Below are 26,120 nucleotides of genomic sequence, written 5' to 3' on the forward strand. Positions count from 1 at the left end.
CGCCCCATGTGGTCCCCCAACCCCATGTAGCGCGATCAGAGGGTGATGCCCGTGGAAGTGGCCGCCGATCGATGTCCCGCGATGTACGCGAAGGACGGCTAGGATTCCATTCCGGATCACTACGGACACGATGGCGCTTGCCATGTGCCCATTCGGCATCGCTCGGAGCGATCGCTTTTGCTTGAACCGCAGCACGCGCGGGCAGGATGTCCACATCTCGTCCACGCTGCGGAATGCGCATTTCACGGGCCTGTCATTGAACTGGTCTAGCGCTGCTCCCGTCATCGCTGACGACGAAGGAGCATGCCATGTCGAAGCCGGTGCTGGGCGCCGCATTGTCCATCAAATCGATCCCCGCGCATCGTGACTGGCTTCTCGAAAAGCAGCGCGATCTGGAAATCCAGGACTTCTTCCGCGCCGATCTGCTCGATAGCGACTGGCGCGCAACCGCTAGCGAGATCAAGCAGATGCTCACCGGGCACACCGGCCGGCTCGGCATCCACGGTCCGTTCTGGGGCTTCAAGATCGACAGCCACGATCCGATGATCCGCCAGGCCGTAACGAAGCGCCTGCTGCAGGGCCTTGAGGCCGCCGAGTTCCTCGGCGCGACGCAGATGGTGATCCACTCGCCCTTCACGACCTGGGACCACAACAATCTCGATCTCTATCCCGACAACCGCGCCAATATCGTCGAGCGAGTCAAGGCGACGCTCGCCGAGGTGATTGCGCGTGCCGAGACGATCGGCTGCGAGATCGTCATCGAGAACATCGAGGACAAGGATCCACGCGACCGCGTGCGCCTCGCCAAGGCGTTGGAAAGCAGCAAGGTCCGCGTCTCGCTCGACACCGGGCACGCCAATTATGCGCACATCTCCACCGGCGCGCCGCCGGTCGACTATTACGTCGAGACCGCCGGCGACATGCTGACGCATGTGCACCTGCAGGACACCGACGGCTTTGCCGACCGGCACTGGGCGCCGGGCGAGGGCAACATTCCCTGGGTCGCCGTATTCCGCGCGCTAGGACGGCTGACGTCGAATCCGCGGCTGATCCTCGAACTCCGCAACCACGACGATTTCCGCAAGGGCGCGGCGCATCTCGCCGCGCTCGGTCTCGCCGAATAACCGCAATCACAAAGGGCAGGGTCACATCATGAGCAAGCTCACCCGTCGCACCATCCTGAAATCCGGCGGCGCCGCCGCAAGCACCTTGCTGCTGCCGCGTTTTGCCATCGCGCAAGCCGACAACCGTCCGTCGGTGACGGTCGCCGTGCAGAAGGTCACGAATGCGAACGTGCTCGACGTGCTGCGCGAGCAGTCCAATGTCGGCGAGCGCGTGTTCTTCTCCTCGATCTGGGAAGGCCTGATCTCCAAGAACTGGCGCGGCAAGCTCGAAGCTGTGCCGGGCCTTGCCACCGAATGGCGCCGCATCGACGACCAGACCGTCGAGGTGAAGCTGCGCCAGGGCGTCAAGTTCCACAATGGCGACGAGCTCACGGCGGAAGACGTCGTCTTCACCTTCAGCCGCGAGCGCATGTTCGGCGAGACCGAGGCCAAAAACCGCTCCACCATCAAGGCGTTCGAGAAGATCCCGACGCCGCGCCCGGGCAAGGAGCTGCCGCCGGACGTCCCCGCGGTCGCCCGCCGCATCTGGCCGGACCTGGTGCGCGTCGATGCCGTCGACAAGTACACGGTGCGCTTCTACAACGCGACGCCCGACGTCACGATCGAAGGCCGGCTGTCGCGCTACGGCTCCGACATCATGAACCGCCGCGCCTGGGAAGAGGCGGCGAGCTATCTCGACTGGGCCCGCAAGCCGGTGACGACCGGCCCCTACAGGGTCGTCGAGCTCAAGCCGGACGTCTCGCTGACGCTGGAAGCCCACGACGAATATTGGGGCGGCCGGCCGCCGCTCAAGCGCATCCGCTTCCTCGAAGTGCCTGAGGTCGCGAGCCGCATCAACGGACTGCTCTCGGGCGAATACCAGTTCGCCTGCGACATCCCGCCGGACCAGATTGCCGGTATCGAGAAGAATTCCGCCTTCGAAGTGCAGGGCGGCACGATTCAGAATCATCGCCTTACCGTGTTCGACAAGAACCACGCCGTGCTCGCCAATCCGCTGGTGCGGCGCGCCTTCACCCATGCGATCGATCGCCAGGCGATCGTCGACAGCCTGTGGGCCGGCCGCACCCGTGTGCCGAAGGGTCTGCAATGGGAATTCTACGGCGACATGTTCAACGGCGACTGGAACGTGCCGGCCTATGATCCGAAGCTGGCGCAGGATCTGCTCAAGCAGGCCAATTATAAGGGCGACCCGATCCCGTACCGCCTGCTCAACAATTACTACACCAACCAGGTCGCGACCGCGCAGATCCTGGTCGAGATGTGGAAATCAGTCGGGCTCAACGTGCAGATCGAGACCAAGGAGAACTGGTCGCAGATCATGGAGCGCGGGCCGGCACGCGCCGTGCGCGACTGGTCGAACTCGGCCGCCTTCAACGATCCGGTGTCGTCGCTGGTCGCCCAGCACGGGCCGAACGGCCAGCAGCAGCAGATCGGCGAATGGACCAATGCCGAGCTGAACACGCTCTCCGAATTCCTGGAGACCTCGACCGACCGTGCCGCGCGCAAGAAGGCGTTCCGCCGCATGCTGGAGATCGCCGAGCGCGAAGATCCCGCCTACACGGTGCTGCACCAGAACGCGACCTTCACGGCCAAGCCGAAATCGATCAAGTGGAAGGCAGCGCCCGCCTTCGCGATGGATTTCCGCGCCGGCAATTTCGAGGTCTGAAGGTGAAGCCGCTGGTCAGCATCGAGGACTTGCGCGTCGCCTTCAATGGCGTGCCGGTCCTGCGCGGCGTCGACATTGCCTTGCAGAAGGGCGAGGCCGTCGGCCTCGTCGGCGAGTCCGGCTCCGGCAAATCGGTGACCTGGCTCGCCGCGCTGGGGCTGTTGCCGCGCCATGCGCAAGTCTCTGGCTCGGTGCGGCTCGACGGGCGCCAGATTCTCGGCGCGCCGGCCGCCGAGCTCGATCAGGTCAGGGGCGGGCGCATCGCCATGATCTTCCAGGATCCGGCGAGCGCGCTCAACCCGGTGCTGACCATCCGCAGGCAGCTTTGCGAAGCGCTGGCGCTGCATCGCGATCTCCAAGGCAACGCCGTGAAGGCGGAGGCGCGGCGGCTGCTCGATCTCGTCGGCATTCCCGACGCTGGCCGCCGGCTCGAGGCCTATCCGCACGAATTCTCCGGCGGCCAGGTCCAGCGCATCATGATCGCGATGGCGCTGGCCGGGAATCCCGATCTCTTGATCGCGGACGAGCCGACCACTGCGCTCGATGCCACCATTCAGGCACAGATCCTGGAGCTGCTCTCCACGGTCCGCCGCGAGCTCGGCATGGCCATGGTGCTGATCAGCCACGACCTCGGCGTCGTCGCGGAGAATTGCGACCGCGTCGCGGTGATGTATGCCGGCCGCATCGTCGAGCAGGCGCCGAGCAACCAGCTGTTCGCCGATCCCGTGCATCCCTACGCGCAAGGATTGATCGGCGCGTTGCCGCCGCTCGATGGCCCGCGGCGGCGCCTCACCGCCATTCCGGGCACGGTGCCCGATCCCGCGCACATGCCCGGGGGGTGCGCCTTCGCGCCGCGCTGCGCGCTGGTCGCGGAAGCATGCGGCCTTGCGGCGCCGCCCCTCGCGCCGATCGCCGATGATCGCAGCGTAGCCTGCGTCCGTGCCGAGACCTCGCGCCGCGCGCTGCTCGGGATGGCCGCCGAATGAGTCCGCCGCTCGTCGAGGTCTCCGCGATCTCGCGCACCTATGCGATGCGCTCCGGAATGTTCGGGAGAGCTGCGGCCGTGCATGCCGTCGACGGCGTGTCGCTGACGATTCCAAGGGGCCAGACGCTCGGTCTCGTCGGCGAATCCGGTTCGGGCAAGTCCACCACGGGCCGCATCGTGCTCGGCCTCGAGCCGCCTGACAGCGGCGCGGTGCGGTTCGACGGCAAGCCGATGGCCGCGCTTGGGACAACGGCGTGGCGTGCGCAGCGCGCGCGGATGCAGATGATCTTCCAGGATCCGCTCGGTGCACTCGACCGGCGGCTGCCGGTCGCCACGCAGATTCGCGAGCCGCTCGACATTCACGGCCTCGGCACGCCTGCGATGCGCGACGAGCGCGTCCGCGAGCTCTTGCGCGCCGTCGAACTGACGCCGGCGCATGGTGCGCGCTATCCCGGCGCGCTCTCCGGCGGGCAGCGTCAGCGCATCGTGCTGGCGCGGGCGCTGGCCACCAAGCCGGATTTCCTGGTCTGCGACGAGCCGGTCAGCGCGCTCGACGTCTCGATCCAGGCGCAGGTGGTGAATCTGCTCTGCGATCTCCAGGCCCAGCTGTCGCTGACGCTGCTCTTCATCAGCCACGATCTGCGCGTCGTCAGGCAGATCAGCAACGTCGTCGCTGTGATGTATCTCGGCCGCATCGTCGAGATCGGCAGCGCCGATGATCTGTTTGCGCGACCCGAGCATCCCTATACCCAGGCGCTGGTCTCGGCCTCGCCCGCGCCGGGCCGCCGCAGCGCGGGCCGCATCGTGCTAGCAGGCGACCCGCCGAACCCGGCCGCGCGCCCCACGGGCTGCGCCTTCCATCCGCGCTGCCCGCGCGCCATCGCGCGCTGCGCGCGCGAGGTGCCGGCGCTGTCCGCTGTCGGCGGCGACAGGCAGGTCGCCTGCCATCTCGTCGCCGGCGCTGCGACACGGGACGCCGCGTGATGGGACGTTATTTCGCCATTCGGATCGGACGCGCCGCGCTCACGATCGTGCTCGTCGTGACCTTCGCCTTCATCGTGTTGCGGCTGTCAGGCGATCCCGCACTGATGATCCTGGGACCGGAGGCGCCGCCGGAGGTGCTCGCGGCATTCCGCAAGGCTTGGGGCCTCGATGACCCGATCTGGGCTCAATATTTCGATTATTTCGGCGCCATCGCCAAGGGCGAGCTCGGCCGCTCCATGCGCGACGGCCGGCCCGCGATCGAGCTGGTGCTGGAACGCATCCCGGCAACGCTGGCGCTGACCCTGCCGGCGTTCTTCTTCAAGGTGGCGCTCGGCATTCCCGCCGGCATCTACGCCGCGCTGCATCGCGGCTCGGGAATCGACCGCGCCGTGATGATGACGGCGGTCGCCGGCTTTACCGTCCCGAGCTTCGTGCTGGCGCTGCTGCTGGTGCTGATCTTCGCCGTGCAGCTTGGCTGGCTCCCTTCGGGCGGGCAGGACAGCTGGCGCCACGCCATCCTGCCGATCGCAACGCTCAGCCTCGGCGGCGCGGCGGTGCTGGCGCGCTTCACCCGCAGCGCCATGCTGGAGGTGCTGGGCCAGCCCTATATCCGCACCGCATCCGCAAAAGGCGTGCCGTGGCGCAAGGTGGTGACCTCGCATGCGCTGCCGAATGCAGCGATCCCGACCGTGACTATCCTCGGCTTCATGGTGGGCACGCTGATCGCAGGCGCGGTCGTGGTCGAGAGCGTGTTCGCCTGGCCGGGAGTAGGGCGGCTTCTCGTCGTTGCGGTTGCCAACCGCGATCTCGCCGTCGTGCAATGCATCCTGCTGCTGGTTGCGATGACCATGGTGACGTCCAATCTGATCGTCGACTTCCTTTACGGCTTCCTCGACCCGCGCCTGCGCAGCAAGGGAGCCCATGCATGACCGACGCGACCCTGAAGGATAGCAAGGCGTTTTCACGCCGCTTCAGCCTGCCGGCCATTCCGGTCTCGGTCGCGCTGGCGATCACCTGGATCGTCGCGATGCTGCTGATCGCGGCCTTTGCGGAGAAGATCGCGCCTTACGGCTTCACGCAGCTCGACCTGCGCAACCGGCTTGCTGCGCCCGGCAATGCCGCGCACTGGCTTGGCACCGACGAGCTTGGCCGGGACGTGCTGTCGCGGCTGCTCGTCTCGATCCGCATCTCGCTCCTGATCGCGTTCGGCGCGACCGCAATCTCGGCCGTGGTCGGGACCACCCTCGGCTTCCTCGCCGCGCATTTTCGTGGGTTCGTCGAGCAACTCGTGCTGATGCTGACCGACTTCCAGGCCAGCATGCCCTTCCTGATCATGGCGCTGGCCGTGCTGGCCTTCTTCGGCAACTCGTTGCCGCTCTTGGTCGGGCTGATGGGCCTGTTCGGCTGGGAGCGCTACGCCCGCATCGCGCGGGGCCTTGCCATATCCGCCAATGCGCAGGGCTACGCCGCTGCCGTCCGCCAGCTAGGGGCGACGCCGTCGCGGATCTACCTCCGGCACATCCTGCCCAACATCGCCTCGACCTTGATCGTCTCGACCACGCTCGTGTTCCCCGAGGTGATCCTGATGGAGTCAGGCCTGTCCTTCCTCGGCCTCGGCGTGCAGCCGCCGATGACCAGCCTCGGCAACATGGTCGGCTACGGCCGGGAATATCTGACCCGGGCCCCCTGGATCATGCTGGCGCCGGCGACGACCATCGTGGTCACCACCCTGGCGGTCTCTGTGATCGGCGACTGGCTGCGCGACCGGCTCGATCCGACGCTGCAATAGGGGCTCCGACGCCCCCGCCGTCATTCCGGGGCGCGCCGAAAGGCGCGAACCCGGAATCCATTGTCCTGCGGGTGCTGCCGCCCGATGGATTCCGGGTTCGATGCTGCGCATCGCCCCGGAATGACAGAGAGTGAGCGACGAGCCCCCCGCGCCGGGAGCAGGGGAGCCCTGTCCAACCCAAGTTCCCGTTGCGCCCGCCGGGTCCGTGCGCTATCCGGCCGGAAAGGCCTGAGGTGGCTCCACATTTTCCCGCCCCGGCCGACGCAAACCCGAGGACGGAAACCGCCATGCCAGCCTATCGCTCCCGCACCACCACCCACGGCCGCAACATGGCGGGCGCCCGCGGCCTCTGGCGCGCGACGGGCATGAAGGACGCCGATTTCGGCAAGCCGATCATCGCGGTGGTCAACTCCTTCACCCAATTCGTGCCCGGCCACGTGCATCTGAAGGACCTCGGCCAGCTCGTGGCGCGCGAGATCGAGCAGGCCGGCGGCGTGGCGAAAGAGTTCAACACCATCGCGGTCGATGACGGCATCGCCATGGGCCATGACGGCATGCTCTACAGCCTGCCGTCGCGCGAGCTGATCGCCGACAGCGTCGAGTACATGGCCAACGCGCATTGCGCCGACGGCCTCGTCTGCATCTCCAATTGCGACAAGATCACGCCCGGCATGCTGATGGCCGCGCTCAGGCTCAACATCCCCGCCGTGTTCGTCTCGGGCGGGCCGATGGAGGCCGGCAAGGTCAAGCTGGCCGGCAAGACCAAGGCGGTCGACCTCATCGACGCCATGGTGGCCGCCGCCGATAGCAAGGTCAGCGACGAGGACGTCAAGGTGATCGAGCGCTCGGCGTGCCCGACCTGCGGCTCCTGCTCGGGCATGTTCACCGCCAATTCCATGAACTGCCTCACCGAGGCGCTCGGCCTCGCGCTGCCCGGCAACGGCTCGGTGGTCGCAACCCATGCCGACCGCAAGCGCCTGTTCGTCGAGGCCGGCCACACCATCGTCGATCTGGTCCGCCGTTATTACGAGCAGGACGATGCCTCCGTGCTGCCGCGCAACATCGCGAATTTCAAGGCGTTCGAAAACGCGATGACGCTCGATATCGCGATGGGCGGCTCGACCAACACCGTGCTGCATCTCTTGGCTGCCGCCCATGAGGGGCAGGTCGCCTTCACCATGAAGGACATCGACCGTCTGTCGCGCCGCGTGCCCGTGCTCTGCAAGGTCGCGCCTTCCGTCGCCGACGTGCATGTCGAGGACGTGCACCGTGCCGGCGGCATCATGGGCATCCTCGGCGAGCTCGACCGCGCCGGGCTGATCGACACCTCTGTTACGACCGTGCACGCGCCGACCATGAACGAGGCGCTGGAGCGCTGGGACATCAAGCGCACCAAGAGTGAGACGGTCCGGACCTTCTATCGCGCTTCGCCCGGCGGCATCCCCACGCAAGTCGCCTTCAGCCAGGAGCGCCGCTACGACGAGCTCGACGCCGACCGCGAGAAGGGCGTCGTGCGCGATCTCGCGCACGCCTTCAGCAAGGACGGCGGTCTCGCCGTGCTCTACGGCAATCTCGCGCAGGACGGCTGCATCGTGAAGACCGCCGGCGTCGATGCCTCGATCCTGAAATTCTCCGGCCCAGCGCGCGTGTTCGAAAGCCAGGACGCGGCGGTCGAAGGCATCCTGGGCGGCAAGGTCGTCGCCGGCGAGGTCGTGGTCATCATCTATGAAGGCCCTCGCGGCGGCCCCGGCATGCAGGAGATGCTGTATCCGACCAGCTATCTGAAATCGATGGGCCTCGGCAAAGCCTGTGCGCTCGTCACCGACGGCCGCTTCTCCGGCGGCTCCTCCGGCCTGTCGATCGGCCATCTGTCGCCGGAGGCCGCCGAAGGCGGCAATATCGGTCTGGTGCGGACGGGCGACATCATCGCCATCGACATCCCGAACCGCAGCATCAGCCTCGAGGTCTCCGACGAGGAGCTCGCCAAGCGCCGCGCCGCGGAGGAGGCGAAGGGCGATGCCGCCTGGCAGGCGCAAGGCCGCAAGCGCAACGTCTCGACCGCGCTGCAGGCTTACGCCGCGCTCACCACCAGTGCCGCGCGCGGTGCGGTGCGCGAGGTCAAGCGGCGTCCGAAGTAGGCGGCATCGGCGCCACTGGCCTGGATCGGCGATCTTCGGAACGCCTCGCGGCTCCGTGCGACCACCCGGATGCGCCGTTGCAGGAAGTAGCCGGAACGGAGATCGGGAAAGAACGGCCCCCGCCTCCCTAGGGCGTGGGGCTGGTTGGGGTGGGAGCGGGAGCCGTTTGCTCAGTGGGCACCCGACGTGCGGGCTCGCCCGCCAGGCATCATCAACTTAGTGCATTGTCCACATTTTGCTATTTAATTTTTATTAATTTTGTTTTTATTTTTATTTAATCGTGCCATCCTAAGAAAAATCGTCGAAATCCATTTTTCCGAATTCAGCCGAGGCGGTCGCCGTATCGAGGTTCGCCCGCAAAGGTTCGGATTGCCAATAGCGGAGTTAGCCATGAGTCATTCTCCATCACTCGTGCCGCAAATCACGACAGACCGGGACGTCTATCTTGTGCTCGATGATTTCGGCCGCCGCCTGGGCCGGGCTTGGTGCGAGACGGCCGAGGAGGACGCCAATCGCGCGACCCTGCTCAGACATCTCGCCGAAGGGCAATATCTCCATCCCGCACGTATCGTGGCCTTCAATACCGCGGAGGGATGGTCGCGCGATGCCACCGCTGAAATCGCCGATGAGCTGCGCCGTCGCTTCGTCGAACTCGAGGAGACCGATCCCTCGCTGTTGGAGTTTCTGGAAAGAGCAGCGAGGCGTTGAAAGCTCGAACATGAAACGAGGATGAACTGCAAATTATGCTCGAACGAGTGCCGCGGCGATGTCCGATCGCGGACTCGCTGTCATGCGCACCCCCGCGCAAAACATCCCGCGCGTTAATGCGCGTGGTCAATGAGTTCTTACCGCTCCGCCGCGATCGATCGTTCGCATTAAGGATGCCTCGACGAAGTTCGGCAAGGCAAGGTTTTGCGCCGTATACTCCCGCGACCTTCGCAGATCCGTTTCGGGCAACTGGGGCACCACCGCAATGTCTCGTACTCTCGCTGTCGTTTTCTCAACGGCCGTCGCCGCCATTTCCATGACGGGCGCGGCCTCCGCCGGCTGCTACAATTGCTACACGCCGCCGCCGTGCACGACCTGCTACCAGCAACAATATGTGCCGCCGCAATACCGCACCGTCGACGAGACCGTGATGGTCTCGCCCGGCTCCGTGGTCGCGCACCGCACGCCGGCGCAGTACCGCACCGTGATGGTGCCGCAGACCGTGATGGTCGCGCCGCCCAGCGTCCAGTACGAGCGCATCCCGCCGCAATACGCCACCCGGCAGCGCGTCGAGATGGTCTCGCCGGGTTATTCCTATTACGCCCCGGTGCAGATGAACTGCGCGTCCTGCGGCTACTGAGCTAGACGCAAACAACAAAGAATTTCAGGACGGCGCTCTTCGCGGGGCGCCGCGCTTTCTGTTGCGCGACGCAAAGGTGAGGGAGCCTTTGAACCGCAAGGCCCGGAACGACACGAAACGGCATGAGCTCGTTTCTGGACTCCGTCGAGCGACCGCAACTCGGGCTGGTCGCTGCTTTCGCCGTTTCACTGATGTGCGCAGTTGCGGTGGTCTGGTCGGTCGGCTCGACCGATCGCGTTACCTATCTCGGCCCGGACCACGGCCAGGAGCAGACCATCACACAGGTCCGCCTCAAGACGCTCCCACAAGGGAGTTACGTGATCGAACGGGGCGCGATCTACAAGGCAATGCAGGCAGGGTGCCGCTACGACTTGAACTACAGCCCTCAATTCGGGCGCAACGTCAGCGACCGGCAGAGGACCAAGTACATCCGGAGTGCCGTCCTGGTTGATTGCCCGAAGAGCTAGACAGGTTGTGCAGGAAAAGGAACGCGCCGCCCTCCGGCCGGCAAAGGTTTGAGCACTTGCGCCAACTTGGCGTTGCCTTGCGCGGTCGACTACGTTAAGCGACACCCATTCCCGGGACTGGAAGGGTGGCCGAGTGGTTTAAGGCACCGGTCTTGAAAACCGGCGTGCCCGCAAGGGTACCGTGGGTTCGAATCCCACCCCTTCCGCCCGTATATTGTTCGCCACTGTTCGTGGTCGTTCGAACTCCACAGCAAATTCAGCGACTTAGGCCGAAACACTGTACTTCGCAGTTCGTCGGTGTTCTTCCTAGTCGGCTCACTGACCGTAGCTGAGGACCGTGGGTTCGGAGGACGCTTCTCTCGGAGGAACAAATGGCTGGACGGCTCAAACCACTCGACGTAGAGCGCCTCACGGAGCCCGGCAAGTATGCCGACGGCGGCGGCCTCTACTTGATCGTCGCAGGACCAACGTCGAAAAGTTGGTCGTATCGATATTGGAAAGACGGCAAAGAGCGTTGGCACGGCCTCGGCTCGTTCAAAGAGGTGTCGCTAGCCTTCGGCGGCAGCGTCGAGCGTACGTCGGATCGTTTGCTGAGGTGGTGGGCTGAGCCCTTCAGCGCTAAGGCGGTGCTGATCCTCGATGGACTTTCCTTGCGCGAACTGCCGTGGTTGTTGCAGGGCGCGAAGACGCGCGGCTTCACACTGCACGAGGTCAGCGCCAACGCCTCCGAACTGCCCGGCGAAACCGGTGAATTCGCTCGCGCGCTCGGCTTTGGTAGCCGCAGCAAGCTGCAGAACAACGGCGGCGGCCTTGCACACAAGCTGCAATCCGGTTGGACCGAAACAGTGGATTTGCCTTGGAAGGACTGCGAAGCCCTGATCGGCAGCATGCCGAACCAAATCTTCTGGCACCATTGGCCAGATGCCAAGCTGCACGACGGCTCTGGTGCAGGTCAGGGGCTGGAAGCGCTGACGAAGGACGTGGCGGAGCAACTTTCCAGTGACGATTTTTGGTCCTTTGTGGAACGCTTGGCCACCGGACGGCGGCTGGTCATTACGTCCGATCACGGCTACGCCGCCACGGGATACTTCCCTGATGCGGATGGCGAGGTTGGCCAGTTCCTCAAGCAGACATTTTCTAGCGGACGCAGCAAGCCCGGCACCGGAGACACCGGCCCCTTCGTGCCTCCTGTCGCATTGTCGATCAGCAGCCCGCACGGCGCGTATTTGTTGGCCGTGGGTCGCAGGAAATGGCGTAACCGGGGCGGTTATCCAACGCTCACACATGGTGGTCTATCGCTGCTTGAAGTGCTGTCGCCCTTCCTCGAATTGACCAAGTAAGGATGCTGGCTGATGGCAAAGAATGGACTAGCAAAAGAGGTCGCCAAAGCGGTCGACGCAGGTAGGACCGCCGCGCTGGAAACCGTTGATTTCAACGATCCGAACCGGCCCAAGTCGTGTCTGGAGGTGGATTTCCCAATCCTGTCGATTAATCAGGTCGCGATTATCGAAGGTAACGCGGGTAAACCCATCTACCAGATGTCCAAATGGTGGGCTCGCCGCCGTTCCAGCGTGTTTCGTTCAATGCTGATCGCGGCAGCCACCAAAGCGCCGGAAGATCCGTCGCACGCGGCCAAGTTGGTGTGGGACAACTACTACGCCAACCACCAGAAGCGCGGTGCGTTCAAGCACCTCAAAGTGGCGGACATCTTTATGGGTGGCGGTACCACATTGGTGGAAGGCTCCCGCCTTGGGATGCAGATGGTTGGCAACGACCTTAACCCTGTGGCGTGGTTCGTGGTCAAGCAAGAGCTTGCTGACGTTGATCTTGATGAAGTGAAGGCGCTTCTTTCCGAAGTTGAGGCCGAGGTCAAGCCGCAGATCATTCCGTACTACTTCTGCGATGGTCCGAATGGCGAAAAGGGAACGTGGACGCATCTGCCAACCAAGAAGACGATGCCTCCAGACTTTGATCCACTCTCCATTCCTCGCGAAGAACGTAAAAACTATCAATATGAAGGCCCGGAAATCATCTACACTCTCTGGGCCAAGCACGGGCCATGTCAGGTCACGGGGTGCGGCCACCGCACGCCGATCATGGGTAGCCCAGTGATGGCGGTGAAGACGCTCACTGTAAAGCATTGGGAACATACCTGCGAGAATTGCGATAGGTCATTCCACGTCGAGGAGGACGCTGCACGTATGGCGCCAGATGCGCCGCTCTACGTTGCGCCGACTGAATTTCCGTTTGCGGTACTGGATCGGAAGAAGGGCGTGATCTGCCCCAACTGCGGCCATGCTGCGCTTGTGAACCTCGGTAAGGGGAGCAAGCAATTTCCAATGTGAGGCGTCGACCTGCTCGATCTGGGCCGCGCCGTCGAAACTCTGAGCTTGAACGTGAGTAGCTAGGATCAGGACCGCGATGACAGCGGCAATCCGCAAAGAAAGTGCAGACATCTAGCCCCCCATAAATGATGATGGCGTCACGAGAATGTTTGCAGGTCGATAGCTTATCGTGAAACAATCCTAGCTTGCAACTGCTTTGACTTCATGCGCGGACGGCTGCTGAAGGCCAGAAAGCGGGCCCTTTGACGGCCATCGGCGCGAAGGGTCAGATCCGTGTCGTAAAGCTACTTTCGCATACACTCGCTAGGCTCGGCCCCGAGTTGAACAATCAGATTTCTCCTCGTTAACCGCAGCGCCATGTCGAACACGGACGAGAGTTTAGCTACGTTGTCATGAGCCTCTGGCGCTCTTCTAAGGCGACCGCGCTGCCCCGGGATTGTAGGATCTGAGATGAGGGCGAAGAACGCGCGACAGAACTTGCGCCAACCGGACTGTTACGTTCGCCCCTTTATTGGTTGTCGAACGCGCTGACGATCGTTCGTTCAGTTCGTCGAGCGTCTGCTGCGTCTGCTGCGCGCCTTTGCTTCCGTTGACCGGAGTAATGCGTTCAAAGACCGAAGCGAAAGGGGCCGCAGGCTCGTCATCGATGCCTACGTCGCCGAGGTGCTGAAGGCCACGGGGCGCGACACCATTCCTCAGCCCGCGCCGGGGTGGTCAAATCTCGCAGTCTACAATCCCGCAGAGACAGCGTGTCCGATTGAAGGCCAAGGGAATCGCGGCGCTGGTCGATGATTATCGCGTCTTTCGGATCTGGCCCGGGCAGCCCGCCGGGGGCGCCCCGCACTCGGTCGACGCACTCCACGGGCGGCATCATCGCCGCGCGCATGCTCCGGAAGCAGCCGAAGCGTTTCGGTCGCCTTCGCGCTGGATCCGGTGACGCGGCTCGGCATGGCGTTGCTCTCAAGTTGCAGTCCGTTTCTTCCAGGACCAGATGCGTATGCTGACTGATCAAACCAAGACGCTCGGCGAAGCCGCGATGAAGGCGGCGGGCGGCATGTTCAGCCCGAAGAGCTGACGCGGCCGACGGGGAGGGCACGACTATTCTTACACATCTGCGCACAAGCGTCTTTTGGTAATGCATTTTTCCCGTCGTTCGTGAGATCCTTTTCCTACGTCGCGACTTGAAGGAAGGATCGGCGGCGAGGGACTGCAAAGCGGCGGTAAAAACTACACCGTCGCGGCGATGACCGTTGCATGGGCCGTAGTAAGGGTTGCGAACCACAAGAAAATGCGTGCTGCGCACGATGGTGCGCGGCAAGCGCTGCGACATTGGCCTCGGCGGGCTGAAGCTGGTGTCGCTTTCCGATGCGCGCGAGCAGGCAGAGAAGTATCGCAAGATCGCCCGCAACGACGGCGATCCGCTCGCCGAAAAGCGCAGGGCCCGGCTGGTGGTGTCGACATTCGAGGCGGCCGCCGAGACCGTCCACAAGGAGCACGCCAAAGCCTGGAAGAACGGCAAGCACAGCGATCAATGGATCAATACGCTGAAGGCATATGCTTTCCCGGCGTTTGGCGACCGCAAGGTCGCTGGTCACTCCACCCTCCCAGTTCGTAGCAGTGCCGCCGGGTCTGGGATGAGATGGTGCCGGGCGAGGCGGCCAGGGATGATACCGGGCTGTGGGACTTTGCACGTAACACGCGAGGCACGGTATTTCATTGCGTCGGGACTTGTCGCATGGGCCGGGACCCGCAGGCCGTGCTCGATCCGCAGCTGCGTGTGCGCGGCGTCGAGCGGCTGCGTGATCGACGCCTTGGTGATGCCCCAGATCACCTCAGCCAACACCAATGCGACCAGCCTGATGATCGGCGAACGCGGCGCCGCGCTGGTCAAGGCGTGACGGCGTGGCCTGGATTCGGGAGGACGAGATGGAATTGAGTTCCGACTGTCACGTCCCCAAATACGCGCAGATTGCCGACATCTTCCGGCAGCGTATCGCGCGCGGCGTCTGGACTCAGGGATTTCGCCTGCCGGCCAACGAGGAGCTGGCGGCCGAGTTCGCTGTGTCGCGCGTCACGATCAGGCAGGCGGTGAAGCTGCTCGCCCGCGACGGCGTGATCGAGGCGCAGCAGGGCCGCGGCACCCTTGTCACGGGACCGTGCGGCAGGATCCGGCACACGCGCAGCACTTGCGGTCCGCATTCGCTAAGGTGCTGCGAACCGTTGAGGAAATGGTCTCACGCGGCCGATCCGCAAAGCAAAGGTAGTTAGACGGCGGGCCAAGTAACACGAATGACGGACGTTCTCGCGCCGATTGCGCCCAGCGCCGATGCTGGATGCAGTCGCGAAGTCTCCTGGTTTCGCGTAGCGGGGCCTTCGCCGCAAGGGGCCCCCGTCACAAGCGACGGTCCCACCCATGATCAGCTCTAGTGAGCGCGCCGCGCCGCTTGGGGCACAGACCGCAGGCTCCGAGAAAACGGCTTGGCGATCGCGAGAACTGCGGCTTCGTCAGTTTCGAGCGCGATCTTCTGGGCGAGCATCACATCGCCAATTGCCAAGGCTCGGTCCGGGAGGAAGCACCACCCGATCTTAGGCTCCATTCTGTCGTCAAGCTCCAAAACATTGCCCATGGTGCCTTGATGAATTCGGTACCGTCGGCCCGTTTGAGAGCCAGTAACATCAAAAAAGCCATTAGTACAAATTGCGCGCGCTGTTCTGGAGATAACCATGCTCGCAAACGCGACGTGCACGCGCTTCCGGGCCACTTTGCTCGTTGAAGCCCCAGTAAGCATCGAAGTGAACACTTATTCCATACAGCAAGGTAGGACACCTCCAAAAATCAAACTAAGACACTGGAGGGCTTCTCGCTACTGCGTGAACCGGAGTTGCTCTAGTCCAATCTCAATTACTCGGAGGTCCTCAAGTAAAGCATCCCGAGAGTCCGTCGGATCAATATCTGATGTGGACTGTAGCCGTTCAATCAACTGATGCCGAAGGTCTCGCATATTCTCTAGAGCTTGCCGGTTTTTGAGACGCACATAGGCCGAAACGATCGATTCAATGCTGCTTGCCAAGGAGTAGCTCCAGAAGAAATTTCTAGAATAGGTTGCATCGTAAACATTGCCCGAGAAAACCCGCAAGGGGTCGGCACGTAAGATTTTGGTGACCAATCTGGCCCAAGGTGGCCTTGGGACGTCTCAAGTCCGAAGCAATCTCAGCATTGCACCAGCGGACCGGCATTTTTGCAAAGATCCGCCGCCGCGGTTGCCCCGTCGTGGCAGGGCACGCTTTCGCGTCTTTACGCACTTGCGAGATGAGGCGACTAATGCATCCTTGGGAAAGGGAGAAGCAATTGAAGGTGTCCACAACCGACCGTTTACAACCGTTTTAAAATCATTTATCTCTCGTCTGGTTTAAATCATTTTATCTCGATATTAAATGGAGCGGTTAATGCATCGCATTTCGGTGGCCATCGTTGATCATCATCCGATTACACTAGAAGCGATTGTCAGCGTCATTGGCCGCAACGCCGATTTGGAGCTGCTGGGAACCGGATCGGCCGTCCCCGATATTCTGCAGCTCGCGACTGACTGCAAACCTGACATTTTGATTGTTGAAGTCGGTATGCCAGGCAATGCTTTCGAGGCCATCACCAGCGTCGTCAGCAGCGTGCCTACCGTGAAAGTTGTGGCCTTTACAGGAGTGGTCGGGGTTGCAACTGCGATTCGAGCGCTCGACGCAGGCGCTGTTGGATTCGTCTTGAAGGCAGCTCAGTCCTGCGAGCTGATCGAAGCCATCGAAGCCGTTGCACGGGGTGAAAACTACATCACCCGGAGCTTTGCCAGCCAAGTCATCGCGGGGTTACGGGATGAAACGCTTCGGCGCAAGGCTGCAGCGATCATCAACCTTACCATCCGTGAAGAGCAGATCGTCAAGCTCTTGGTCCGCGGCAATACGAATAAGGAAATCGCAGCGCGCCTTAAACTGAGTGATAAAACGGTGAAACATTATATGACGATCCTCATGCAAAAGATGAACGCTCGCAATCGGCTGGAGGTTGTTGTCGCCGCTCAGAAAATGCAAGATTCCAACTTCGGCGCGCACACTCTCAATTGAGAACAACCACGTCAGTACTGACGATCAACTTAGGAATGACCCCGATGATCAAGCAAGAACACGAATCAACCAATCGAAATGGCTCATCGAGAGAGCATTTGTTCTGGGCCCGTGAGTTCATCCAACTCGCCAAAACGCAAGCGCGAAACAAGGGTGTCTCCGATCAGGTCCTCGCACAATCCATGTTGGTTCATGCATGGATGCTGTTCACGGGACAGAACGAAGAAGCGTCGAGAAGATCCGTCAGTGCGCTCTTTGCGTCGAGCATGGCCAAGAATTTGGCAGCAGGCTCATTGAGCCGCACCAATTCAAAGCCGATGGGGTCCTAGTGAGGAGCCAGCGACTCTGCAGTTGGTAACGGCTGAGAGCTTGCCCCATGGCTAGGGTGCCCGGGGCGGTTACCGCGTTCGAAGATCCGGCTTCAAGGATCTTGTACGACAGAGTAGCCATGCGCTCGAAAGCGCTCGACTTTCCATCCACCCACAAGATACCCCGAGTTTGCGGGAATGCTCGTCCAAGCTTTACTCGGGACAGTCTTGCTGATCCGCAGCATATGTCCACCTTTGCGCGACCAGTCCTCCGCCAAGGCGTTGCGCAGAAACGACCTGTGACGATGAAGGCTGTAAACGCCTTCATGACATGATGCGGCGCCAGCTCTCTTTTCGGACCAAGGTCTGAAGATCACTCCGACCTTTGTCTGAAATACCGTCGGACCTTCCTCCATTCCGCACACGGCCTCCAAGCCTCAAAGTTGCTCCAGAGTTCACGGATGCGCCTTTAGGACACCTCACTCCTTTGGGCGGGGTCTGTGCCCAACAACGGGAGCGCGTCATGGTTTCCTACATCAAGAGCGATCTGGAATTCATCCTGGAGCAGATCAAGATTTCTGAGGCGCACGCGAGCGGTCAGCCGCTGTTTGGCGTTGGTGGGCTTGTGCCGGCTTACAACCTCTCTTTGGGTCTTCGTACGGTCGACGGCACCTACAACAATCTGCTGCCGGGGCAGGAGCGGTGGGGCGCTGCTGACATTCAATTCCCCGAAGGGCTCGGGACGGACTTTCGGCCGGCGAGCGGTACGCCGTTGGACTTCGACGGTCCGGGAGGAATGCCTCCGGTGCCGACCCAGTCGACTTACGCACCCTCCAACGATCCGAATTCCTTTGTCGTCGACGGCAGCATCCGTACGATCTCGAACCTCATCGTCGACCAGACGCTGAACAATCCAGCGGCGATCGTGACGGCGCTTGAGCGGGCCGGTTCGGCAGATCCGTTTGCGGACCTGGTGATTGTTCAGAACGCAGCCGAGCTGATCATCACGACAACCGCTGCGGCTACCGCGGCACAGGCTGCGGAGCTTGCCGCCGAGGCAGCCGTCGGGGCGGCAACGGCAAATCAGGTTGCGGCGCAGGCCGCCTATGACGCTGCCCTTGCAAACAATGGCGCGGCTGTTGCAGCGTTGGCCGCCGCGTCCGACGATGCGGCAGCGGCCGCGGATTCTGCGACAGAAGCGGCCGCGATTGCGCTGCTCGTCGGTGGCAACATCAGCGCTGCAGACATCGCCTCGGTCCAGGCAGCGGTCGCAGCGGCGCTCGCGGCTTCCAACGCTGCCGCCGCCGTGGTGACTGGGCTATCTGTGGGCCATGTCGAATTCGCCGACGCGCAGGCCGTCCAGACGAACGCGCTGGCGTTGCACACGCAGTTGGCGGCGATTCGGGAAGCGCTGGTGGAAGGCCAGTCTGCAGGACCGCATCTTGCAGCGATCGCTGCTGCGGCGACGTTGGCGGATGAAAATGTTGCGCCTGCCGAGAGTCTCACGGCCGATCTGACCGCGTTGGTTGATCCCGACGCGGTCGCGGAAGCTCTTGCCGCTCTGACAGCCGCCAACGACGCGCTAGCGACGGCAGTGGCGAACGAGGCGACAGCTGAAGACGCCAGCGATGCGGCAGACGCCGCGGCAGCGGCGGCTATCGCAGGGCTGGCAACAACCCTGGCTGATCTCGGCATCGAATTCGATGGCGAGAACATCAGCCTGCCCAACATCGCGCCGGACGGCGGCCTGTCAGCATCGTTCAACTCGTGGTTCACTCTGTTCGGCCAGTTTTTCGACCACGGCCTCGACCTGGTGGGGAAGGGCGGCAGCGGTACTGTCTACATTCCCCTGCAACCCGACGATCCGCTGTATGTCCCGGGCAGCCACACCAACTTCATGGTGCTGACGCGCGCGACCGTTACGCCCGGAGCCGATGGCATCATGGGCACGGCCGACGATGTCAGACCGATCAACACGACGACGTCGTTTGTCGACCAAAATCAGACCTACACCTCCCATTCTTCGCATCAGGTATTCCTGCGGCAATACGTGCTGAACGGAGATGGCGAGCCGGTCGCAACGGGCAGGCTGATCGAAGGCGCCAACGGAGGCATGGCGACCTGGGGCGAGCTTAAGGCTCAGGCCCGGGACATGCTGGGGATCATCCTGACCGACTCCGACGTCGGCAACGTGCCCCTGCTGAGAACCGACCAATACGGCAACTTCATCCCCGGAGCGAATGGCACACCGCAGGTCATCATCGGGATCGGCCCCGATGGCATCCCGAACACTGCCGACGATGTGACGATTTCCGGGACACCGGAAGCTCCTGTTGGCATTGCCGGTGCCATCCGCATTGGTCACGCTTTCCTCGCTGACATCGCTCACGATGCAGTTCCGACCGGCTTGGCGGATGGCGACATCGAGATCGGGCTCGGCAATCCAGGCAACCAACCCGCAGATCCCGGCGCATATGACAACGAGCTGCTCGACGCGCATTTCATCGCGGGCGACGGCCGTGTGAACGAGAACATCGGCCTGACCGCGGTCCACCATGTTTTCCACGCCGAGCACAACCGCTTGGTGGAACACACCAAGGCGGTCATTCTGGCCACCGGCGACAACGCGTTTATCCAGGAATGGCTGGTGCCAGGTGCCGTGATCGGTGACGGCGTCAGCGACTTGGAATGGAACGGGGAACGCCTGTTCCAAGCCGCCAAGTTCGGCACCGAGATGCAGTACCAGCATCTCGTGTTCGAGGAATTCGCGCGCAAGGTTCAGCCCCAGATCAACCCGTTTGTTGTTCCCGACGGCTACGATGTCACGATCAATCCGTCGATCGTCGCCGAGTTCGCTCACGTCGTCTATCGCTTCGGTCACTCGATGCTGACCGAGACGATTGACCGGTTCGATCCGTCGTTCAACGCCGGCCATATTGGCCTTATCGAGGGCTTCCTTAATCCATTCGAGTTCGACGAAGTCGGCGGTACCGCGCACGGCGTCACCGACGAAGTCGCGGCCGGCGCGATCATCCGGGGTATGACCCGGCAGGTCGGCAACGAGATCGACGAGTTCGTGACCAGTGCGTTGCGCAACAACCTGCTCGGCCTGCCGCTCGATCTCGCCACCATCAATCTGGCGCGTGGCCGCGATACCGGCGTGCCGTCGCTCAACGCCGCGCGGCGCGAGTTCTACGAGGTGACCAACAGCGCGGCCGAGCTCAAGCCCTACGAGAGCTGGGTTGAGTTCGCTGCCAACCTCAAGCACGAGGCGTCGATCATCAACTTCATCGCGGCGTACGGAAACCACGCGCTGATCACCGGCCAGACGACCATCGAGGGCAAGCGTGACGCCGCGCTGACCATCATCACTGGGCAATCGGTCGGCGGCCTGTTGGTTCCCGCGGATGCCGAGGACTTCCTCAACGGCATCGGTGCCTACGGGGCCGGCAACGCCCTGGGGGGCCTGGAAAATGTCGATCTTTGGATCGGCGGCCTCGCCGAAAAGATCCTGCCGTTCGGCGGCATGCTGGGTTCAACCTTCAACTTCGTTTTCGAGGTGTCGCTGGAGCAGCTTCAGAACGGCGACCGCTTCTACTACTTGCAGCGGCTCGACGGCCTGCATCTATTCGGGGAGATGGAGGCGAACTCCTTCGCCGCCATGATCATGCGCAACACGGACGCCACCCATCTGCCCTCGGACGTATTCTCGGTCCCTGGCCTGATTCTCGAGATCGACCGAACCAAGCAATACAATCCGGGACTAGGTGAGACGGCCGGTGCGGATGGCATCCTGGCGGATGATCCGCTGACCGTTGGAGTCGATGAGAGCGCCGACAATCTCGGCAACGATCCGGTTGGCGGCGGAATCCTCACTCCGTTGGTCATCCGCAACAATCCGGCCACGCCGGGTGCGGATACCAACTACCTACGATACACGGGCGATCAACACGTCGTGCTCGGCGGCACTGCAGGAAACGATATCCTTATCGCCAGCGAAGGGGACGACACGCTCCATGGCGATGCCGGCAACGACTTCCTTGAGGGTGGCGCCGGCAACGACGTCCACAATGGCGGGGACGGCGACGACATCATCAAGGATCTCGGCGGCGACGACAACATCAAGGGCGGCGCCGGCAACGACGTCATCAACTCGGGACCGGGGCTGGATCTTGTTCTCGGCGGTGCCGGCAAGGACTTTGTCTTCTTGGGCAATGACGCCGGGGGCGAGGTGTTCGGTGGTGAAGGCGATGACTTCATCTACGGAAACAAGAACGCCGAGCGCCTTCTGGGCAATGAGGGCAACGACTGGATCGAGACCGGCACTTTCGACGGCGCGCCTGGCGACAACTTCGACGAGCTCTTTGCGCGCGATGGCGTCGTCGGACACGATGTGTTCCTCGGCGATGGCGGTTTCGACGAGTTCATCGCCGAGGGCGGCGACGACGTCATGGTTGGCAGTCCCGGCCGTGGAAAGCTGGCCGGAATGTCGGGCTGGGACTGGGTGACGTATAAGGACAACGCCTTCGGCGTCGACGCGGACCTGACGCGCGGTATCGTGTTCGATGAGTTCCCCAACCCGCCCGTGAACGGCACGCTCGACGCCTACGAGTCGGTTGAGGGCGTGTCGGGCTCGAGGTTCAACGATATCCTCACCGGCTCCGATACCCTGGCCGCCGATCGTCTGCCGTCATCGCTCGGCGGTTCGGAAGGTTACACCGGCAGCACCGTCACGGCCGAGAGCCTTGCGCTGATCAACGGCCTCGACGCCGTCTTGGGCACCGGCGTTACGTCCTACTCCGCGGGTGACATCATCCTCGGTGGCGACGGCAGCGACAGGATCACGGGCCGCGCCGGCGATGACATCATCGATGGCGACAAGTGGTTGAACGTCCGGATCAGCGTCCGTCAAAACCCGGACGGAACCGGCCCTGAAATCGACTCGCACAGCAGCATGACGACGCTCGCTGCCGCCATGTTTGCCAGCACGTACAATCCGGGTCAGCTCGTGATCGTGCGCGAGATCCTGGCTACGGGCGACGCGGTCGTCGACACCGATACCGCCGTGTTCTCGGGCGCTGCCAGCGAATACATCTTCGCCGGCAATGCCGACGGCACCATACAGGTGACACACACCGTCGCGGATGGCGACGGATCCGACAAGCTGCGCGGCATCGAGCGTGTCGAGTTCGCGGGCGGCGAGTCATTTAACATCATCATGGGAACGCCGGGCAACGATCCGGCGCTAAATGGCACCAACCCCGGCGCTCCGGTGGGCAACGACGGGAACGACCTGATCGTCGGGCTCGGCGGAAACGACGTGCTCAACGGTCTGGGTGGCAACGACATCCTGATTGGTGGGGACGGGACCGACACGCTTAACGGTGGTGACGGCAATGATGCGCTCGACGGCGGCCTCGGTAACGATGCGCTCAACGGCGGCCTCGGCAATGACGCCTACAACGTCCGCCTGGGCGACGGAAACGACACGATCACCGAACTCGACAACGGCGGTTCGGCCGATCGGCTCGTGATCCAGACGGGCAGCACAGAGGACCTGCCGGTTGCGCTCACGACGCTGAATGCCGCAGACAATGACACTGGCACTGCCAATGGCGACCTTGTTGTCGCCGTGAACGGACAGACGGTGACCGCCATCAATCACTTCGACGGTGGCAATCCGCAGCGGGGCATCGAGAGCATCAACTTCACCGGCGCCACCTACAATGGCTATCTGCTCGGTTTCGAGGATTACGTCGTCAACCGTGCCGATCCGACCGGTTTCAGCCGCACGATCAACCTCGCGGCATCGACGGCTAACAACTTCATCGCCGGCGAAAACCTTACCAATGACGAGATCATCGGCGGCAGCGGAAACGACCTGATCTTCGGCGGCACCGGTGACAACGAATTGCAAGGCGGAGCCGGCGAAGACCTTCTGGTCGGCGGTTCGGGAGCCGGTGATGGCGACCTTCTCGACGGCGGGCTCGATGCCGATGTGATGGTCGGCCTGAACGGCAACGACACTTACGTCGTCGATGACATCGCAGACGTCGTGGTCGAAGCCCTGAACCAGGGCACCGACACGATCGAGACCGAAATGGCCGTGTTGTCGATCGAAGCGGTCGCCAACGTGGAGAACCTGGCATACACGGGCATCGATGCCGATCCGTTCGTCGGGACCGGCAACGATCTCAACAACGTCATCACCGGCGGCGACCTCGCCGACACCCTGAGTGGACTCCTGGGCAACGACACGCTGAACGGCGGGCTCGGTGCCGACAGCCTGCTCGGCGGCGACGGCAACGATACGCTGAACGGCGGCGACGATGGCGATACGCTGAGCGGCGGCATCGGCACCGACACGCTCAATGGTGGTGCCGGGGTCGACACCATGGCGGGAGGCGCCGACAACGATATCTACGTCGTTGACGATGCCGGCGACGTGGTCAATGAGATCGCCGCGGGTTCGGGCGGAATCGATCGGGTCGATTCGTCCATCAGCTACACTCTTGGCACTAATGTCGAGAACCTGAACCTGGTCGGAGGCAATACGACAAATGGAACCGGCAACGCTCTCGACAACACGATTGTCGGAAACAACGCTACCAATCAATTGTTCGGAGGCGGCGGTGTCGACGTCCTGACGGGGAACGGCGGCAACGATCTGCTCGACGGCGGTACCGGCAACGATACCCTGTCCGGCGGCGACAACAACGACGTGATCATAGGTGGCGAAGGCAACGACCTCATCGATGTCGGCACGGGCTTCAACACGATCGCCTACAACGCAAGCGGCTTCGGCAACGATACCATCAGCAGCTTCGATGCAGACGGGGGCACCGCGGCCACCCAGGACAAGATCGATCTCTCGGGTCTTGGCGTCACGGCGGCCAACTTTGCCACCCGTGTCTTCGAGAGCGCCTCCGGTGGCAACACCGTGCTCACGATCAGGGAGGGCGGTGCCGCCTCGCCGGTCCAAGGCACCATCACAATCAATGGCATTAGCAATGCCTCTATCGACATCAACGATTTCACCCTGGCAACGACACCAGCCTCGACGATCACCGGCACGGCGGGCAACAACATCCCGCTGAACGGCACGGCCAATGCCGATACGATCAATGCCCTTGCTGGCAACGATACGGTCAATGCCGGCGGTGGAAACGACATCGTGAACGGCGGGACCGGCAACGACACCGTGAATGGCGATGATGGCGACGACACGTTCAACTGGAACGCCAACACCGCGACCGCGACGTCGCTGACCAACTCCGACGGTCGCGATATCGTCAACGGCGGGGCTGAGGGTGCTCTGGGCGATACCTTGGTGGTCACGGGCAACGCCGCCGTCGCGGAGACCTATCGCATCTACACCCGTGCCGCCTGGGATGCGCTGCCTGGCAACATCGGGGCCAGCCTCAATCCGGCCACGGAGATTGTCGTCACGCGCGGCGCGAACACCGACTTTGCCAATTCGGTCATCGCCGAGTTGCGCGAGATCGAGGAGATCCGTATCAACAACTCGGAACCCGTCGGCAGCGGCAGCGCAGGCGGCGACACGATCCAAGTGATTGGGGACTTCTCCGGCACCAGCCTGCGCCTCAACACCATCACCATCGATGGTGAGCAAGGTGACGACACGATCGACATTTCGGCCCTGACTTCGGCTCATCGCATCGTATTCCGTTCCAACGGCGGCAACGACACCATTATCGGCGCCCTGCAGGCCGAGGACGTGATCGAGCTTCCTGATGGATCGGATATTTCGGCGTACGAGCTGGTCGAGAATGAAAACGGCACCAAGACGATCTCGAATGGAACCCATTCCGTCACCTTCACGGGCGTCATCCCGCCGCAGTTCCTGGCGGATGAGCCTGGCGGCGATGACAACGAGACCCCGCCGGGTGACAGCGAGGACGACCACACCGCTGCGGACGGCGTGGTTCGCACCGGGACGGCGCAGTCGGACATGCTGATCGGGACGTCGGGCGACGACAACATCGTTGCATTCGCTGGAAGTGACATCGCCATAGGCGATGCCGGGGCCGACGCGATCGCTCTCGGCGAGGATGCAGACTTCGCTAACGGCGGGGCGGGGAGGGACGTGATCTTTGCCGGAGCAGGCGACGACCACGTATTCGCCGGTGCTGACGCCGACATCGTCTACGGCGATGCCGGAGCAGATCGCCTCTTCGGAGACGAGGGCAATGACATGATCACGGCCGGCGCGGGCGACGATACCGTCTTCGGCGGCGCCGGGAATGATCTCATCATTGCGGAGATCGGTGACGGCGACGACACATACTTCGGAGACGAGGGGACCGGGGGCGGCGGCATCGATACGCTCGACATGTCGGCGTCGACTGCGGCGGTCAACGTCAACCTGGGCTCCGGCCCTCTGATGAACGGCAGCGTGTCGAGCATCCAGACCGGCAACGACACGATCTGGGGCATCGAGAACGTCAATACCGGGTCCGGCGACGACACCATCACGGCGAGCAACGCGGCTAACGTGGTGAATGGCGGCGCAGGCAACGACACCTTCAAGTTCCAAACCACCTTCGCTGCGGATGGCGACACGATCCATGGGTTCGAGCCCGGCGATCGCATCGATCTGAGCGCCATCGATGCGAACACCGGTACGGCAGCTGATCAGGCCTTCACTCTCGTGAGCGGGGCCGCTCAGACGGCGGCAGGCCAATTGGCCGTCCGCTTCGAGACCCGGGCCGATGGCGAATTCACTGTCCTGCAAGGTAACGTCGACGGCGACGACGCTGCCGAGTTCACGATTGAACTGGAAGGTCATCACACCCTGACGAATTCCAACTTCAATCTCTAGGGCCAGGGCGA

At 62.8% G+C, this 26,120-nt stretch carries 17 protein-coding genes, 1 tRNA gene and 1 pseudogene; all 19 read left to right on the forward strand.

All coding sequences use genetic code 11. The features are described from left to right. Positions 1–308 precede the first annotated feature (308 nt). Positions 309–1,124 carry a sugar phosphate isomerase/epimerase gene (locus tag I6F37_RS06135; RefSeq protein ID WP_225150606.1) on the forward strand — a complete coding sequence of 272 codons (816 nt, stop codon included), beginning with the start codon at positions 309–311 and terminating at the stop codon, positions 1,122–1,124. Between the two features lie 28 nt (positions 1,125–1,152). Then, the gene (locus I6F37_RS06140; protein WP_225150608.1) at positions 1,153–2,790 is read left to right on the forward strand and encodes an ABC transporter substrate-binding protein; all 1,638 of its coding nucleotides are present in this window, start codon (positions 1,153–1,155) and stop codon (positions 2,788–2,790) included. A gap of 2 nt (positions 2,791–2,792) precedes the next feature. Continuing rightward, a complete protein-coding gene (locus I6F37_RS06145; protein WP_225150610.1) occupies positions 2,793–3,776 on the forward strand; it encodes an ABC transporter ATP-binding protein in 984 nt (327 codons plus the stop codon). After that, on the forward strand, positions 3,773–4,759 hold the full coding sequence (locus tag I6F37_RS06150; protein ID WP_225150612.1) for an ABC transporter ATP-binding protein: 987 nt from the start codon (positions 3,773–3,775) through the stop codon (positions 4,757–4,759). The genes I6F37_RS06145 and I6F37_RS06150 overlap by 4 nt, the downstream gene beginning before the upstream one ends. Next, complete coding sequence (locus tag I6F37_RS06155; protein WP_225112902.1) at positions 4,759–5,688, forward strand: ABC transporter permease; 930 nt, start codon at positions 4,759–4,761, stop codon at positions 5,686–5,688. Before I6F37_RS06150 ends, I6F37_RS06155 begins: the two co-directional genes overlap by 1 nt. Beyond that, on the forward strand, positions 5,685–6,548 hold the full coding sequence (locus tag I6F37_RS06160) for an ABC transporter permease (protein ID WP_225150614.1): 864 nt from the start codon (positions 5,685–5,687) through the stop codon (positions 6,546–6,548). The genes I6F37_RS06155 and I6F37_RS06160 overlap by 4 nt, the downstream gene beginning before the upstream one ends. 287 nt (positions 6,549–6,835) lie before the next feature. Further along, positions 6,836–8,686 (forward strand): dihydroxy-acid dehydratase, encoded by a 1,851-nt coding sequence (gene ilvD / locus I6F37_RS06165; protein WP_109143722.1) that lies wholly within the window; start codon positions 6,836–6,838, stop codon positions 8,684–8,686. Between the two features lie 258 nt (positions 8,687–8,944). Then, on the forward strand, positions 8,945–9,394 hold the full coding sequence (locus tag I6F37_RS06170; RefSeq protein ID WP_225112899.1) for a hypothetical protein: 450 nt from the start codon (positions 8,945–8,947) through the stop codon (positions 9,392–9,394). Between the two features lie 316 nt (positions 9,395–9,710). After that, entirely contained in the window at positions 9,711–10,034 is a 324-nt protein-coding gene (locus I6F37_RS06175; protein WP_036028057.1) for a hypothetical protein, read from the forward strand. Positions 10,035–10,156: 122 nt separating this feature from the next. Further along, positions 10,157–10,501 (forward strand): hypothetical protein, encoded by a 345-nt coding sequence (locus tag I6F37_RS06180; protein WP_036012306.1) that lies wholly within the window; start codon positions 10,157–10,159, stop codon positions 10,499–10,501. 119 nt (positions 10,502–10,620) lie between these two features. Further along, positions 10,621–10,707: transfer RNA gene (locus I6F37_RS06185), tRNA-Ser, on the forward strand. A gap of 165 nt (positions 10,708–10,872) precedes the next feature. Next, complete coding sequence (locus I6F37_RS06190; RefSeq protein ID WP_225150616.1) at positions 10,873–11,841, forward strand: Arm DNA-binding domain-containing protein; 969 nt, start codon at positions 10,873–10,875, stop codon at positions 11,839–11,841. Positions 11,842–11,853: 12 nt separating this feature from the next. Next, positions 11,854–12,846: a hypothetical protein gene (locus I6F37_RS06195; RefSeq protein WP_225150618.1), complete on the forward strand. Its 993-nt coding sequence runs from the start codon at positions 11,854–11,856 to the stop codon at positions 12,844–12,846. 1,304 nt (positions 12,847–14,150) lie between these two features. Next, positions 14,151–14,273: pseudogene (locus I6F37_RS45875) on the forward strand (integrase arm-type DNA-binding domain-containing protein); the annotation flags it as partial. 212 nt (positions 14,274–14,485) lie between these two features. After that, positions 14,486–14,782 carry a GMC oxidoreductase gene (locus tag I6F37_RS06200; protein WP_368736762.1) on the forward strand — a complete coding sequence of 99 codons (297 nt, stop codon included), beginning with the start codon at positions 14,486–14,488 and terminating at the stop codon, positions 14,780–14,782. Next, entirely contained in the window at positions 14,773–15,114 is a 342-nt protein-coding gene (locus tag I6F37_RS06205) for a GntR family transcriptional regulator (RefSeq protein WP_225150620.1), read from the forward strand. The genes I6F37_RS06200 and I6F37_RS06205 overlap by 10 nt, the downstream gene beginning before the upstream one ends. Before the next feature lie 1,179 nt (positions 15,115–16,293). Then, the gene (locus I6F37_RS06210; protein WP_225150622.1) at positions 16,294–16,959 is read left to right on the forward strand and encodes a response regulator transcription factor; all 666 of its coding nucleotides are present in this window, start codon (positions 16,294–16,296) and stop codon (positions 16,957–16,959) included. A 44-nt stretch (positions 16,960–17,003) separates the two neighbouring features. Continuing rightward, positions 17,004–17,288, forward strand: coding sequence for a hypothetical protein (locus I6F37_RS06215; protein WP_225150623.1), 285 nt, complete (start codon positions 17,004–17,006; stop codon positions 17,286–17,288). A 502-nt stretch (positions 17,289–17,790) separates the two neighbouring features. After that, complete coding sequence (locus tag I6F37_RS06220; RefSeq protein WP_225150625.1) at positions 17,791–26,109, forward strand: peroxidase family protein; 8,319 nt, start codon at positions 17,791–17,793, stop codon at positions 26,107–26,109. The last annotated feature ends 11 nt before the right edge of the window (positions 26,110–26,120 follow it).

Source organism: Bradyrhizobium sp. NBAIM08 (genome assembly GCF_020193935.1).
Lineage (GTDB): Bacteria > Pseudomonadota > Alphaproteobacteria > Rhizobiales > Xanthobacteraceae > Bradyrhizobium > Bradyrhizobium yuanmingense.

Coding starts and splice junctions, on each gene's coding strand:
- I6F37_RS06135 (WP_225150606.1), top strand. CDS start 309: ATGTCGAAGCCGGTGCTGGGCGCCGCATTGTCCATCAAATCGATCCCC.
- I6F37_RS06140 (WP_225150608.1), top strand. CDS start 1,153: ATGAGCAAGCTCACCCGTCGCACCATCCTGAAATCCGGCGGCGCCGCC.
- I6F37_RS06150 (WP_225150612.1), top strand. CDS start 3,773: ATGAGTCCGCCGCTCGTCGAGGTCTCCGCGATCTCGCGCACCTATGCG.
- I6F37_RS06155 (WP_225112902.1), top strand. CDS start 4,759: ATGGGACGTTATTTCGCCATTCGGATCGGACGCGCCGCGCTCACGATC.
- I6F37_RS06160 (WP_225150614.1), top strand. CDS start 5,685: ATGACCGACGCGACCCTGAAGGATAGCAAGGCGTTTTCACGCCGCTTC.
- ilvD (WP_109143722.1), top strand. CDS start 6,836: ATGCCAGCCTATCGCTCCCGCACCACCACCCACGGCCGCAACATGGCG.
- I6F37_RS06175 (WP_036028057.1), top strand. CDS start 9,711: ATGACGGGCGCGGCCTCCGCCGGCTGCTACAATTGCTACACGCCGCCG.
- I6F37_RS06180 (WP_036012306.1), top strand. CDS start 10,157: ATGAGCTCGTTTCTGGACTCCGTCGAGCGACCGCAACTCGGGCTGGTC.
- I6F37_RS06190 (WP_225150616.1), top strand. CDS start 10,873: ATGGCTGGACGGCTCAAACCACTCGACGTAGAGCGCCTCACGGAGCCC.
- I6F37_RS06195 (WP_225150618.1), top strand. CDS start 11,854: ATGGCAAAGAATGGACTAGCAAAAGAGGTCGCCAAAGCGGTCGACGCA.
- I6F37_RS06200 (WP_368736762.1), top strand. CDS start 14,486: ATGGTGCCGGGCGAGGCGGCCAGGGATGATACCGGGCTGTGGGACTTT.
- I6F37_RS06205 (WP_225150620.1), top strand. CDS start 14,773: ATGGAATTGAGTTCCGACTGTCACGTCCCCAAATACGCGCAGATTGCC.
- I6F37_RS06210 (WP_225150622.1), top strand. CDS start 16,294: ATGCATCGCATTTCGGTGGCCATCGTTGATCATCATCCGATTACACTA.
- I6F37_RS06215 (WP_225150623.1), top strand. CDS start 17,004: ATGATCAAGCAAGAACACGAATCAACCAATCGAAATGGCTCATCGAGA.
- I6F37_RS06220 (WP_225150625.1), top strand. CDS start 17,791: ATGGTTTCCTACATCAAGAGCGATCTGGAATTCATCCTGGAGCAGATC.